General features: G+C 68.4%; 14 protein-coding genes. 5 read left to right on the top strand and 9 right to left on the bottom strand.

All coding sequences use genetic code 11. The features are described 5' to 3' along the window. Position 1: 1 nt before the first annotated feature. Entirely contained in the window at positions 2–781 is a 780-nt protein-coding gene (locus tag AADV74_RS01065; protein ID WP_342110968.1) for an IclR family transcriptional regulator, read from the bottom strand. Between the two features lie 132 nt (positions 782–913). On the opposite strand from AADV74_RS01065, the gene AADV74_RS01060 reads away from it, so the two are divergent. Beyond that, positions 914–1,648, top strand: a complete 735-nt coding sequence (locus AADV74_RS01060) for a CoA transferase subunit A (RefSeq protein WP_342110966.1) — start codon at positions 914–916, stop codon at positions 1,646–1,648. Between the two features lies 1 nt (position 1,649). After that, a complete protein-coding gene (locus tag AADV74_RS01055) occupies positions 1,650–2,288 on the top strand; it encodes a CoA transferase subunit B (RefSeq protein ID WP_342110964.1) in 639 nt (212 codons plus the stop codon). Between the two features lie 34 nt (positions 2,289–2,322). Here AADV74_RS01055 and AADV74_RS01050 read toward each other — a convergent pair whose 3' ends face one another. Beyond that, positions 2,323–3,495 (bottom strand): epoxide hydrolase family protein, encoded by a 1,173-nt coding sequence (locus tag AADV74_RS01050; protein ID WP_342110962.1) that lies wholly within the window; start codon positions 3,493–3,495, stop codon positions 2,323–2,325. 59 nt (positions 3,496–3,554) lie between these two features. Between AADV74_RS01050 and AADV74_RS01045 the strand changes: the two genes are divergently transcribed. Further along, positions 3,555–4,289 carry a hypothetical protein gene (locus AADV74_RS01045; RefSeq protein ID WP_342110960.1) on the top strand — a complete coding sequence of 245 codons (735 nt, stop codon included), beginning with the start codon at positions 3,555–3,557 and terminating at the stop codon, positions 4,287–4,289. 58 nt (positions 4,290–4,347) lie between these two features. Here the strand turns inward: AADV74_RS01045 and AADV74_RS01040 are convergent, their stop codons facing one another. From AADV74_RS01040 to AADV74_RS01015, 6 genes are all read right to left on the bottom strand, one after another. Next, complete coding sequence (locus tag AADV74_RS01040) at positions 4,348–5,055, bottom strand: nucleoside/nucleotide kinase family protein (RefSeq protein ID WP_342110958.1); 708 nt, start codon at positions 5,053–5,055, stop codon at positions 4,348–4,350. After that, positions 5,045–5,914 carry a sugar phosphate isomerase/epimerase family protein gene (locus tag AADV74_RS01035; protein ID WP_342110956.1) on the bottom strand — a complete coding sequence of 290 codons (870 nt, stop codon included), beginning with the start codon at positions 5,912–5,914 and terminating at the stop codon, positions 5,045–5,047. The genes AADV74_RS01040 and AADV74_RS01035 overlap by 11 nt, the downstream gene beginning before the upstream one ends. 56 nt (positions 5,915–5,970) lie before the next feature. After that, the gene (locus AADV74_RS01030; protein ID WP_342110954.1) at positions 5,971–6,855 is read right to left on the bottom strand and encodes a sugar phosphate isomerase/epimerase family protein; all 885 of its coding nucleotides are present in this window, start codon (positions 6,853–6,855) and stop codon (positions 5,971–5,973) included. A gap of 5 nt (positions 6,856–6,860) precedes the next feature. Further along, positions 6,861–7,628, bottom strand: coding sequence for an ATP-binding cassette domain-containing protein (locus tag AADV74_RS01025; RefSeq protein ID WP_342110952.1), 768 nt, complete (start codon positions 7,626–7,628; stop codon positions 6,861–6,863). Then, positions 7,625–8,620 (bottom strand): ABC transporter permease, encoded by a 996-nt coding sequence (locus AADV74_RS01020; RefSeq protein WP_342110948.1) that lies wholly within the window; start codon positions 8,618–8,620, stop codon positions 7,625–7,627. The genes AADV74_RS01025 and AADV74_RS01020 overlap by 4 nt, the downstream gene beginning before the upstream one ends. 85 nt (positions 8,621–8,705) lie before the next feature. Continuing rightward, the gene (locus AADV74_RS01015) at positions 8,706–9,758 is read right to left on the bottom strand and encodes a substrate-binding domain-containing protein (protein ID WP_342110946.1); all 1,053 of its coding nucleotides are present in this window, start codon (positions 9,756–9,758) and stop codon (positions 8,706–8,708) included. A 167-nt stretch (positions 9,759–9,925) separates the two neighbouring features. Here AADV74_RS01015 and AADV74_RS01010 point away from each other — a divergent pair, with 167 nt between their 5' ends. Continuing rightward, positions 9,926–11,104 (top strand): ROK family transcriptional regulator, encoded by a 1,179-nt coding sequence (locus tag AADV74_RS01010; RefSeq protein ID WP_342110944.1) that lies wholly within the window; start codon positions 9,926–9,928, stop codon positions 11,102–11,104. Between the two features lie 110 nt (positions 11,105–11,214). After that, positions 11,215–12,171 (top strand): manganese catalase family protein, encoded by a 957-nt coding sequence (locus AADV74_RS01005; RefSeq protein WP_342110943.1) that lies wholly within the window; start codon positions 11,215–11,217, stop codon positions 12,169–12,171. Positions 12,172–12,225: 54 nt separating this feature from the next. Here AADV74_RS01005 and AADV74_RS01000 read toward each other — a convergent pair whose 3' ends face one another. Beyond that, on the bottom strand, positions 12,226–13,236 hold the full coding sequence (locus AADV74_RS01000; protein ID WP_342110941.1) for a diacylglycerol/lipid kinase family protein: 1,011 nt from the start codon (positions 13,234–13,236) through the stop codon (positions 12,226–12,228). Positions 13,237–13,251: the final 15 nt, after the last annotated feature.

Below are 13,251 nucleotides of genomic sequence, written 5' to 3'. Positions count from 1 at the left end.
ATCACTCGCCCTGGTTCGCCAGCCTGCGTGACACCCTGTGGGCCTCGACCAGCAGGGCCCGCCCGAGTTCCTTCTGGCGGTCGGGCTTGAACCGGCTCTCGATCCCCGTGAGCGTGAGCGCCCACATCGGCCGGTTGGCGCGGTCGAAGATAGCCGCCGCCATGCCCCAACTGCCCTCGACGATGCGCCCCGGGTTGACGACGTAGCCGACCTCCTGCGCCGCAGCGATCGTCTTGCGGATGCCGGCGAGGGTCTGATTGACGCCGTGCCGGTTGCCGCTCAGGTCGAGCCTGGCGAGGTGCTCCTCCTGCTCCGCCTCGTCGAGGTGGGCGAGGATAGCCAGCCCGGCCGAGCCGATCCCCAGCGGAAACCGGGTCCCCTCGGCCAGGACGAACGAGCGGATGGGGAAGCTCCCCTCCTCCCGAAGCAGGCAGATGGTCTCGTCGCGCCGACGCATCGAGAGGAAGGCCGACTCCCCCGTGGATGCGGCCAGGCGAACGAGCGACGGATGCGCGATCTCCTCGATCGGGAACCGGCTCGCCGCCGCAGACCCCATCACGTACATCTCGGCGCCGAGGAACCAGCGCCCACTGCCCTCGTCCTGATCCAGCAGTCCCTCGGCCGCGAGGGAGTTGAGCAGCCTGTGCACCGTCGGCTTGGTGAGGCCGGTGCTGGCGACGAGGTCGCTGAGCCTCACACCATCGCCGCGGGCGCTCGTCACCTCGCGAAGCAGCAGCCCGACGCGCTGCACCACCTGAGTTCCAGCGGGTGGCTGCGGCATCCGTCGTTCCATATCGTGAAACTTCCTCTCCGAGATTCCACATGGTAGTCCACATGTTGATCGCCGCCGGATGCCGCCCTAGGGTCGGCATGACGGCGCCTGCGGGGTGCCACTCGATGGAGAGGGAGCAACGTGACGAAACAGGCCACGGACACCGCGGCACTGATCAGCGGACTGGTCACCGACGGCATGACCATCGCCGTCGGAGGATTCGGCCTCAGTGGCGTGCCCTTCGACCTCATCGACGCCGTGCGGGACTCGGGGGCGACCGACCTCGTGGTCGTGTCGAACAACATGGGCGTCGACGGCAAGGGCCTCGGCGTGCTGCTCGAGAACAACCAGGTCGCCAAGGTCATCGGCTCGTACGTCGGCGAGAACAAGCTGTTCGCCAGCCAGTACCTCGACGGCCGGCTCGAGGTCGAGTTCGTTCCGCAGGGAACTCTCGCAGAGCGTCTGCGCGCCGGTGGCGCGGGCATCCCCGCCTTCTACACGAGGACCGGCGTGGGCACCCAGGTGGCCGAGGGCAAGCCGCTCGCCGACTTCGACGGCGAGACCTATCTGCAGGAGCGCGCCATCACGGCCGACATCGCCCTCGTGCGAGCTCACCTCTCCGACACCGAGGGCAACCTCGTCTACCGCTACACGGCGCGCAACTTCAACCCTGCCGTTGCGACGGCCGGCCGTGTGACCATCGCCGAGGCCGAGCGCATCGTCGAGGTCGGCGAGATCGATCCGAACGTCATCGTGACGCCCGGCATCTTCGTGCAGCACCTCGTGCAGGCGAGCGAGCGAGAGAAGCCGATCGAGCAGCGCACCGTGCGCCCGGCACGATCCGAGAACTCCGCGAGCACCGAGGAGGGCAACTGACATGCCATGGACCCGCGACCAGATGGCGGCCGTCGCCGCCGGCGAACTGCACGACGGCGACTACGTGAACCTCGGGATCGGCATCCCGACCCTCGTGGCCAACAACGTTCCCGACGGACTCTCGATCACGTTGCAGAGCGAGAACGGCCTGCTCGGCATGGGGCCGTTCCCGTTCGAGGGCGAGGAGGACGCCGACCTCATCAACGCCGGCAAGCAGACGGTGACGGTGCTTCCGGGTAGCAGCATCTTCGACTCGGCGGAGTCGTTCGCGATGATCCGCGGAGGCCATGTCGACGTGGCCTTCCTCGGCGCCATGCAGGTGTCGGGCTCCGGCGACCTCGCCAATTGGTCGATTCCGGGCAAGCTCGTGAAGGGCATGGGCGGCGCGATGGACCTCGTGGCCGGCACCAGGCGCGTGGTCGTGCTCACCGAGCACGTGGCGAAGGACGGAGCCCCGAAGATCGTCGAGACGTGCACGCTGCCGCTCACCGGCCTGAGGGTGGTACAGCGCATCATCACCGATCTCGCCGACTTCGACGTGACGGACGACGGCCTGGTCCTGACGCAGTTGGCTCCGGATGTCTCCCTCGAGCAGGTGCGCGCCGCGACGGGGGCCGCGTTCACCGTCGCCGTACGCTGACGGACGCGCTTCGGGCGCGGACTCCGTCCGGCCCTCAGCGACCGGCGGTCCGGAACGGGCGGAAGAAGTCGCGCAGCTCCTGCGCGTAGAGCTCGGGCTCCTCGAACGCCGCGAAGTGTCCACCACGGGCGGGCGCTGTGGCACTCACGAGGTTCGTGGAGCGCTCGAGCCAGTCCCTGGGCGCCCGCACGATGTCCGCCGGGAAGATCGAGAAGCCCGACGGCACCTCCACGCGCCGCGCCAACTGCTCGGGCGGCAGCCTCGAGTTCGCGTTGTACATCCGCATCGACGAACCGATCGTGCCCGTCAGCCAGTAGATCGTGACGTTCGTGAGGATCTCGTCCTTCGTGAAGCTCCGCTCGATGTCGCCGCCGCAGTCGCTCCAGGCCCGCATCTTCTCGACGATCCACGCCGCCAGCCCGACGGGCGAGTCGGTGAGGCCGAACGCCGCGGTCTGCGGCTTGGTTCTGTGGATCGCTCCGTAGGCGCCCTCGGTCGCATTCCACTGTGCCGCGGCGGCGACGAGGGCCCGCTCGTCGGGTGAGAGCTCCGACGGGTCGACCCCGGGTGCCGGGATGCCGGCATCCGTCCGATGCACGGCGACGACCCTCTCAGGATGATCGAGGGCGAGGTACCGGCTCACGTGGCTGCCGATGTCGCCGCCGGCCGCGCCGAAGCGGTCATGCCCGAGCGAGCTCATCAGCTCGGCCCAGAGGCCGGCGACGGCCCGGGAGTCGAGTGGGGTCGACGGATGGTCCGAGTAGCCGTAGCCGGGCATGTCGGGAACGATCACCTCGAAGGCATCGGCAGGGTCGGCGCCGTGCGCACCGGGATCGGTGAGCAGCGGGATGACCTTGGAGAACCGCCAGAACGAGTCGGGCCAGCCGTGCGTGAGCACGAGGGGGAAGGCACCGGATACCGCCGACGCCGACCGCGCGGCCGGAGCGTGCACGAGGTGGATGCCCAGCCCGCCCACCCGCGCTCGGTAGCGCGGCAGGCGCGCGAGCGCGGTCTCCTGCGCCGTCCAGTCGAAGCCGTCGGCCCAGTAGGCGACGAGCTCGCGCAGGTAGTCGAGATCGGCGCCGAGGCTCCAGCCGGCGTCCTCCGGGGCGTCGGGCCAGCGCGTCGCCAGCAGCCGCGTCCGCAGGTCGTCGAGGGCGGCGGGGTCGGTGTGGGGGCTGAACGGCTCGAGTGCGGCATCCGACATGCCCACCAGCCTAGGCACGGTATGCCCGGAACCGGCGCGCGCACGGCAGGATGGGGTCGATGGACGAAGCGAACCAGGAGCAGCACCCGGCGCAGCACCCGGCGCCCCCGACTGCGACGCCACCCGTCCGCGCTCGGGCGCACCGCCTCGCCGCGGGCATGGAGGACCGCCACCCGACGTGGTTGGTGGAGCACGCCCTCGCCGCGGGCTGGATCTGGGCGGCGTTCTGGGTGGCGCTGCTGTTCGTCGCAGACCACTTCGACCTGCACGCAGTCATCTGGGTGCTGCTTGTCGTCATCGCCGTGCTTCCGAGCTTCGCAGCGACCATCGTGGTGTTGAGCCAGACCCCGCGCTCGCATCTCGAGCGCCCCGAGTCCGTGCTCGCGCACTTCTTCGGTCGCTTCGCCGGCTACACCTTCGCCTTCATCGCCTGGACGATCTCGGTCGTGCTGAGCGCCACCATCGCCGCACAGCTGCAGAACGCCGCCAAGGACGACGAGACCGCGGCCCTCGGTATCGGCGCCGGGTGGGTGCTGGCCGCTGTTCCCGTCGTCGTGCTCTTCCTCTGGCTGGTGCTGACCTTCCGCTACGCCTGGTACCTCTCGCGGCTGCGCGGCTGGCGCGCCCACCCGAGGCGCACCCGGCTGCCGAAGGGATTCCTCGAGGGCATGCCCCGCACGCACGTCCTCGTGGTCGGCCTCGCGCATCCGGGCCTCCTGGCCGTCACCGGAAGCCTGGCCGTGCTGCTCGCCGCCGGCCTGTGGGTCGACGACGTGACGATCCACATCATCTAGTGGCGGCTGCCGACAGCGACGGTCTGCAGCCGGTCTGCAGCCGATCGGCGGCAGCCGGCTAGAGGATCTCGCCGGTCACTCCGGAGACGACCAGCTCGGCCCGCTCCCGCGAACGCTCGATGAGCACGGCGTTGGCACCGTCGACGTCGCGCGCCCACGCCGTCGCAGCCTCGGGCGTACGCCCGTGACGGGTGTGCCGGTCGACGAGACGGCGCTCGCGCTCCTCCAGGGGAGTCGAGCAGAACCAGGCTGCATCGAGTCGGTCCCGGATGCCGACCCACGGCGCGGCATCCGACAGCAGGTAGTTGCCCTCGATGACGACGATCGTCGCCGAGTCGTCGACCGCGATCTCGCCGGCCACGCCCTCGTCGACCCGGCGCTTGAAGCTCGGGGCGTAGATCGTGTGGCCACTCTCTGCGCGCAGCCGGTCGACGAGCGCCACGAAGCCCCAGCCGTCGAAGGTCTCGATGGCGCCTTTGCGGTCGTGGATGCCGAGCCTGTCGAGCGTGGAGTTGGCGAGATGGAAGCCGTCCATCGGGAGGTGCACGGCGGAGCCACCGGCGGGAACGCCAGCGGCACCCCCGCCGTTGATCCGATTCACGACTGCCTTCGCCAGCGTGGTCTTGCCGCTTCCGGGGCTGCCCGTGATGCCGATGAGCACGCGCCGGCCAGCGGCATCCGCCAGCGAACGGATGCGGGCGACCAGGGTGTCGACGGCCTCGGCCGACAGCTCCGGTCGTTCCGCGCGTTTCGCTTCAGGAGACACGGTTGCTCTCGAGTCGATTGCTCATGAAGGTGTGGGCGTGACGCGCGAGCGCGGGGCCGTCGTCCCAGAGGTTGCGCCAGATCGCGAGGTCGTTCGAGAGCGTCGGCGAGACGACCGCCGAGGAGAACGACTCGAAGGTGATCGGCCCTGCATACCCGATGTCCTCGAGCGCGTGGAAGAACGAAGTGAAGTCGAGGTGTCCGCTGCCGAGGTAGCCGCGGTGGTTCTCGCCGATGTGCACGTAGCCCAGGCGGTCGCCCACGAGCTTGACGGGCCGCGAGAAGTCGTCCTCCTCGATGTTCATGTGGTAGCTGTCGAGGTGGATCACCACATTGTCGGCACCGATGTCGTCGGCGAGGCGCAGGGCGTCGGCCGCAGTGTTGATCACGTTGGTCTCGTAGCGGTTGCAGACCTCGAGGCCCAGGGTCATGTTCTTCTGCGCGGCCTCGACGGCGAGGTCCTTCAGGGTCGAGACGACATTGGCCCGTCCAGCCGTGGAGAGCGGATGCCCGTACTTGCCGAGCGCGCTGTAGAGCGCCCCGGTGAAGTGCGTGCCGCCGAGGTCGTGCGTGATCTCCAGCGAGTCGTGCAGCAGCGCGGCGCCCTTGGCGACGACGGCCGAGTCGTCGCTCGAGACGTCGGCCTCGAAGGCGAGGCCGCGCGAGCAGACGATGCCGAGGCCGGCAGCCTCGAGTTCGGCACGGGCGGCCGCCACGTCGAGGGCGGGCGAGTCGTGCAGCGACAGCTCGAGGATGTCGTAGCCGGCCTTCTTGGTCTCGGCGATGATCGAGGTCATCTCGGCGGGAGTGGTTCCACCCGCGAAGACGAGGGCGTGGACTCCGAGTTTGTTGGTCGGCATGGGGTTCCTGTTCTGGTGGTGTTTCAGGTCTGATGGTGGTTCGACTGGCGGGTGGTTCAGGCTGCGAGCGAGACGGCGACGGATGCCGCGGCCAGCTCGGCACGGAGGAAGACGTTCGACTCGTAGGCGAGCGCGGTCGGGTCGATCCACATCGGGCGCCAGAGTCCGATGTCGACGGACTGCTCTGCGGTGAGCACGGCGCTGGAGAAGGTCTCCACGGTGATTGCTCCGGGGTATCCCGAGGCGACGAGCGCTCTGGCCAGTCGCGCCCAGTCGATCGCCCCGGTGCCGAGGCGGCCGCGGTGGCTCTCGCTGGCGTGGATGTAGCCGAGGCGATCCCCGGCGACGGCGATCGCAGTCGATACGTCGATCTCCTCCACGTGGGCGTGGAAGGTGTCGAGGTGCACGACGGCGTTCTCGACGCCGAGATCCTCGAGGAATCGCACGGTCTGCGCCGCCGTGTTGAGCAGGTTCGACTCGTAGCGGTTGACGTACTCGATGCCGAGGGTGATCCCGTCGCGGGCGGCCAGGGCCGCGATACGGCGCAGCACGCCCAGGGCGTTGTCCCTGTCGGCAGGGGTCCCCGGATGCCCGTAGCGGCCCATCGCCGAGTAGATCACTCCCCCGACGAACGGGGCGCCGATCTCCGCTGCGAACGCCACGGCCTCGGACAGCCGATGCTCCCCGCGGGCCGAGGCTGCGGCATCCGTCGAATTGATGTCGTCGTCGAAGCCGAGGGCGAGCGAGACGACGGAGTCGATGCCGTGCCTGTCGAGCAGACGACGGGTGTCGAGGGAGTCGAGCACGGCACGATCGATGGCCGGGATCTCGATGAGGTCGTAGCCGGCTTCGGATGCTCCCCGGACGGCGCGCTCGGCGGCCTCCGGCGACCAGTCGAAGCCCCACACCCCTGCGTGGATGCCGATGCGATGGGCGGTCACGGTGATCAGGCCGCCTTGGCGCCGGTGATGAGGGCCACGAGCTCGTCGCCGCTGGTCTCGGACGATCGACGCTCGGCAACGGCGAGGCCTCCGCGCATGACCCACACGTGGTCGGAGAGGCGCAGCACCTGGTCGAAGTTGTGGCTGATGAGCAGCACGGCGACGCCCTGGTCCTGCAGCTTGTGGATGATCGACTCGACGCGGGCTGTCTCCTGCACTCCGAGCGCGGCCGTCGGCTCGTCCATGATGACGATCGAGCTGCCCCAGCCTGCTGCACGGGCGATGGCCACGGCCTGGCGCTGACCACCCGAGAGACGGCGTACGCGGCTGGTCACCGGAGGCACGTTCACCGCGAGGTCAGAGAGCAGAGTCTCGGCGGTGGAGCGCATGGCCTTGCGGTCGAGCATCTGGAACGGACCGAAGCCCTTGGTCTTCTCGCGGCCGATGAAGAAGTTCTGCCACACGGTGAGCTCCTCGACGAGAGCGAGGTTCTGCTGCACGGTCTCGATGCCGTGCTCGCGGGCGGCGAGCGGAGTGCCGAATTCGACCACCTTCCCGTCGAGGGTGATGGTGCCGGAGTCGGGCCGGTGGATGCCGGAGAGGCAGCGCACGAGGGTCGACTTGCCTGCACCGTTGTCGCCGATGAGTGCTGTGACCTCACCGCGTCGCATGGTGATCGATGCGCCGCGGAGGGCGTGCACACCGCCGAACGACTTGGTGATGTTCTGGGCCGAGAGGATGACGTCGGTGTCGACGGATGCTGTGGTGTTCATTTCTTCTGGAACCTCGTGAGAAGGGCCGCGAGGACTACGACGAGTCCGACGGCGAGCGGCTGGTAGAACTGCGAGACACCGAGCAGGGTGAGCCCGTTGGTGAGTGCGGTGAGTAGCAGCGCACCGAGGATCGGACCGACGATCTTCGCCCGGCCTCCGGTGAGGCTGACTCCGCCGAGCACGACGGCGGCGATGGAGTTCAGCAGGTAGCTGGTGTTGATGGCCGGCTCGGCGGCACCGATGCGGGCGACCAGCAGCAGCGAGGCGAGTCCGGCGAGCAGTGCCGCGATCAGGTAGACGGCCATGCGCACGCGAGCGGCGTTGACGCCGTTGGCGACTGCCGCCTCCTCGCTGCCGCCGACGGCCTGAACGTGCAGGCCGAAGCGGGTGCGGAACATGACGAACCAGCCGATGACGCCGACGATGAGTGCGATGACGAACGGATACCCGACGATCCAGACGGACCCCGTGGTGAGGCGGAGCAGGTCGGGGCTGGTGATCGAGACCGGCTTGCCGCTCGTCACGATGAGGGCGAGGCCCGTTGCGACCGAGAGGGTTCCGAGCGTCGCTATGAAGTCCGTCACCTTGCCCTTCGCGATCAACAACCCGTTGATCACGCCGATGACGCCGGCGGAGAGGATGGCGATGATGGCCGAGATCCAGAACCCGAAGCCGGCCTGCCAGGCGATGCCGAAGCCGACGGCGCCGAGGGTCATGGTGGCCGAGATGGAGAGGTCGATGCCTCCGGTGGTGATGACGAAGGACTGGGCGACCGCGAGGATCACGAGGATGGCGGCGGCCACGAGCATGGCCCGGATGTTGCCGATGCTGAGGAAGGTGGGGCTCAGGATGGCGAACACGATCACGAGGGCGATGAGCCCGATCGGTGCGGCGTTCTCGGCCCAGAAGCTCAGGCTCTTGGCTTCTCGGAGTAGCGGGCGGATGCCCTTCTCAGGGACCGCGATGTTCGTGGTCTGAAGTGGGAGGTTCACGAGTGTCTCTGTCTCTCTCAGCGGTGGCGGGATGTGGGGAGGATGGAACCGGGCCCCGGCGAAGCGTCAACCGGGGCCCGGGGTCCTACTTCGAACCCAGGAGGTCCGCGAGCGGGTTGTCGAACTCCTCGAACGGCTGCGGGAAGGCGTCGATGGCCTTCTGTGCGACATCCGCCGTGACGAGGGCAGTGGGCGACTCGACCGTGGCGGGGAGCTCCTCGCCTGCCGCGACGACCTCGCAGGCCTGCACTCCGAGGGAGCCGATCGCGTAGGGGTACTGGGCGACGGTGGCGCTGAGGCCTCCGTCGGCGACCGACTGCAGGGCGTCCTTGTTTCCGTCGACGCTCACGACCACGATCTCGCCCGTGAGTCCGGCGTTCTCCACGGCCTTCACGATGCCGAGTCCCATGTCGTCGTTCGCGGCGAAGAACGCCTTGACGTCGGGGTGGGCCGCGATGATGTCGGTGGCCTTGGTGAGGGCGACATCGCGCTTCCAGTCGGCGGCCTCCTCCTGCACGACCTCGACCTTGTCGCCGGCGGCGGCCGTGAAGCCATCGATGCGGGCTGCGCTGGTCACGTCGCCGGCGACGCCACCGATGACGGCGACCTCGGCTCCGGCATCCACGCTGCTGGTGATGAAGTCGCCGGCCTTGCCGCCCGCGGCCTTGTTGTCAGTGCCGATGTACGTGGCGATGTCGATGCCGGCTGCCTCGGCCGCATCTGCGTCGATGGGGTTGTCGATGTTGACGATCGTCGTGCCGGCCGCAGCGACCGGTGCGAGAGCCTGCACGAGGTTCGTGCCGCTGATCGGGTTCACGACGAAGCATCCGAAGTCCTGACCGGCGAGGGTGGTGAGCTTGTCGGCCTGACCCGTGGTGTCGCCGATGTCGGCGGCCGCCTGGACCGTGACATCGACGCCGTCCTCCTTGGCGGTCGTCTTGATGCCGTCCTCCATGGCCTGGAAGAACGGGTTGTCGAGGCCCTTGATGACGGCCGCGACCTTCGTGGATCCGGAACCCGAGCTGGAACCGCCCGATGAGTCCGAGCCGGATGAACACCCGGCGAGGGCGAGCGCGATGGCGACGACGGGCACCGCGACGAACACCGCACGAGTCTTTGAAGCTTCTTTGCTGAACATGTCGATCCTTGGTGGGGGTTGGGGCACCACTGCGTGCCGTCCATTTGAAACTACACACCCTTTTGATTTTCGTCAATGCAAAAGTATCCACGCTTTAGTGCTTTCATGTCGCTAAGATGAGGTCACCGTCACAGGGCGGCAAGCCACGAAGGCTATGAGGGGGACGAATGGGATCGATCGAGGGAGGCTCGCACGCCAGCGATGTGCTCGCGCTGTTCCGCGAACACGGGGAACTGAGTCGCACCGACGTCATCGAGCGCTCCGGGCTGTCGCGATCGACGGTCAACCATCGCCTGGCCTCGCTCAGCGCTGCCGGACTCCTCGCCGACGTCGGAGGCGGCGAGTCGACGGGCGGGCGACCGTCGAGCCGCTTCGCCTTCCAGGCCTCCCGCGCCGTCATCCTCACCGCGGACATCGGCGCCTCGGGCTTCGCCGTCGCCGCCTGCGACCTCAACGGGATCCCCCTCCTCCACGCCGAGAGGGTCATCAACGTCTGGGAGGGTCCGGATGCCGTTCTCTCGGCGGTCGACGAGGCCTTCGGCAGCCTCGGGCACGACTCCGACGTCTGGGGCATCGCCATCGGCGTTCCCGGTCCCGTCGAGTTCGCCGCCCGTCGCGTGGTCAACCCGCCGATCATGACGGGGTGGGACCGCTTCGACATCGCGGCCTGGTTCGCCGGCAGGTACGACGCCCCGGTGAGCGTCGAGAACGATGCCAACGCCCGCGCCGTCGCCGAGGCGAGGCTCCACCACGTCGACAACATCATCAGCCTGAAGCTCGGCACGGGCATCGGCGCCGGCCTCGTCTTCAACGGGCAGATCATCAGGGGCGACAAGGGCGCAGCCGGCGACATCGGCCACACCCAGGCCACGATGTCGGATCCTGAACCACGCGAATGCCGGTGCGGCAACCTCGACTGCGTCGAGGCCTACGCCGGCGGCTGGGCGATCCAACGCGACCTGAGGAAGGCCGGCATCCACACGGACACCACCAGTGACATCGTCGCCCTCGTCGCATCGGGCGACATGGAGGCGATGCGCCGCGTCCGTGCCGCCGGACGCATCATCGGAGACGCCATCGCCGATCTCGTCAGCATCCTGAACCCCCGCACGATCACCCTCTCGGGCCAGCTCGCCGACTGCGACGAGGTGCTGATGTCCGGCATCCGGGAGCGGGTCTACCAGCACACTGTGCCCCTGGCCACCGGGAGCCTGCAGATCACGAAGTCGACCCTCGGTGAGCTGGCCGGCGTGACCGGGCTCGCGCTCATCGCGATCGACGCCCTGTTCGAGCCGGCCTCGGTCGACGCGATCCTCGAGGGTCGGCCAGACACGATCGGCGCCTGACACCCCCTTCACCGCAGCTGAGGAATTGTCAAGCCCGAAGCGGACACCGTCGTCCGGGACGTACGTTTGCCCGACCCCGTGAAGATGCGGGATCACCGAAGGGGACGTCCATGTACTTCCACGCCCAGCGCTACATCAACGAGATCGCAGCCGACGAACCGGATCCCGCAGCAGCGAACGCGCTCCAGGAGGGCCTCGGCGGGCAGTTCGGCGAGATGCGCACGATGATGCAGTACCTCTTCCAGAGCATGAACTTCCGCGGTGCGGCCGCCAAGCCCTACCGCGACCTGATCCAGGGCATCGGCACCGAGGAGATCAGTCACGTCGAGCTCATCGGCACGACGATCTCGCGCCTTCTCGACGGCTCGCCGCAGTACCAGGGCAAGGTGGGCGATCCTCTCGACACCCCGGGCGCCGGCGGAGCCACCCCTCTGAAGATCGCGTTGGACGAGGGGAACATCCATCACTACCTCGTGGGTGCGCAGGGTGCACTGCCTGTCGACTCCGTCGGCAATCCGTGGCTCGGCAGCTACGTCTACAACTCCGGCAACCTGCCGCTCGACCTGCTGTACAACCTCATGCTCGAGTCGACCGGCCGGCTTCAGAAGTGCCGCATCTACGAGATGACCGAGAACGCGACTGCGCGCTCCACCGTCGCCTACCTGATCGTGCGCGACCAAGCGCACGAGAACGCGTATGCGAAGGCACTGGAGACCCTCGGCGTCGACTGGAACAAGCTGCTGCCGATCCCGAAGACCAACGCGGAGCAGTTCCCCGAGGTGAAGAAGCTGCTCGACCTCGGCCTGCACTCGAAGCAGTACAGCTTCGACCTCGAGGGCAAGTCCGAGGCCGGGCGCATCTTCCAGGGAATGTCGCCGTCGAAGGACGGCACGGAGCTGGACGCCACCGAGCAGGCGCCCGAGGGTGTGCCGTCGGTGATCTCGCCCGAGCGCCTCGAGGAGTTCTCCCCGGGTCTCGACACCGACCTCATGGCGCTCATCCAGGCGACGGCCGAGATGGAACTCGCCGATGTCGAGGCGATGTTCGGCCCCGTCGCGACGAAGTAGCGCGCATCGCGTCGCGCGCTTCGGCGCATCCTCGGTGACGGATGCCGCTCGGGCTCAGGCCTCGGGCGGCATCCGCACGATCAGGCTCGACGGGTCGACCCAGGTCTTGAACGAGCGTGCTTCGCCGAAGGGATCGCCGTCGAGCTGGATCTGCTCGGCCCGACTCAGCGACACCACGAGCGCCTTGCCCTTGAGGTAGTTGAGCGCACGCACCTCCTTGGTGAGTCCCATCAGGCGGCGGCCGGCCGTCGTGCGCCGCAGCACGCCGTTCTCCCAGAAGATCTTCGTCATGATCTGGATCCAGCCGAAGAAGCCCTCGGGGCGGAGCACGACGATGTCGAACTCCCCGTCGTCGACGGCAGCATCCGGCAGCAGGAGGATGTTGGCCGGAAGAGAACCGCAGTTGCCGATCATGATCGTGTGGGCGCGCAGTGTCTTGTTGCCCTGGCCGTCGAGGTTGTAGCGGAGGCGCAACTGGTTCTTGTCGCGGAGCGCGAGGCCGATGGCCTTGACGTAGGCCAGCCAGCCCGCCTTGGCCTTGAGGTCGTCGTCGGTGTTGGCGAGCATCTTGGCGTCGAGCCCGAGCCCGGCCATCACGAGATACGAGTGGCGACGAGTCCTGCCGTCGTCACCGCGGATGTCGATCACCGCCATGTCGATCAGGCGGTCGGTGCCGGTGAGCGCGGTGCGGAGGGAGTTCTCGGCGTCGTCGAGGGTGAGATCGAGGTTGCGGGCCAACAGGTTGCCCGTACCCGACGGCAGCAGCGCGAGCGGCACGCCCGAACCTCGCAGGGCCTCGGCCACGACGCGCACCGTTCCGTCGCCGCCGGCGGCGATCACCACGTCGGCGCCGGCCTTCAGCGCCTCCGCGGCCTGTCCGGCGCCGGGGTCCTCCTCCGTCGTCTCGAGCCAGAGCGTCTCAGCCCAGCCCGTCTCGGCCTCGAGCGCCTCCAGCGCCGGGCGCAGGGCGTCGGCGTCGAGCTTGACCGGGTTGTAGATCAGAACAGCCCGCCGGGTCGAGGTGGAATCCGAGGTGGTCTCGGGCGGAACGGCGACGTCGGTCATCAGCTCACCGTACGG

The organism is Leifsonia stereocauli (assembly GCF_038432415.1).
Lineage (GTDB): Bacteria > Actinomycetota > Actinomycetes > Actinomycetales > Microbacteriaceae > Orlajensenia > Orlajensenia stereocauli.
The sequence above is the reverse complement of the archived record's forward strand: the minus strand, read 5'-3'. Positions and strand labels throughout refer to the sequence as shown.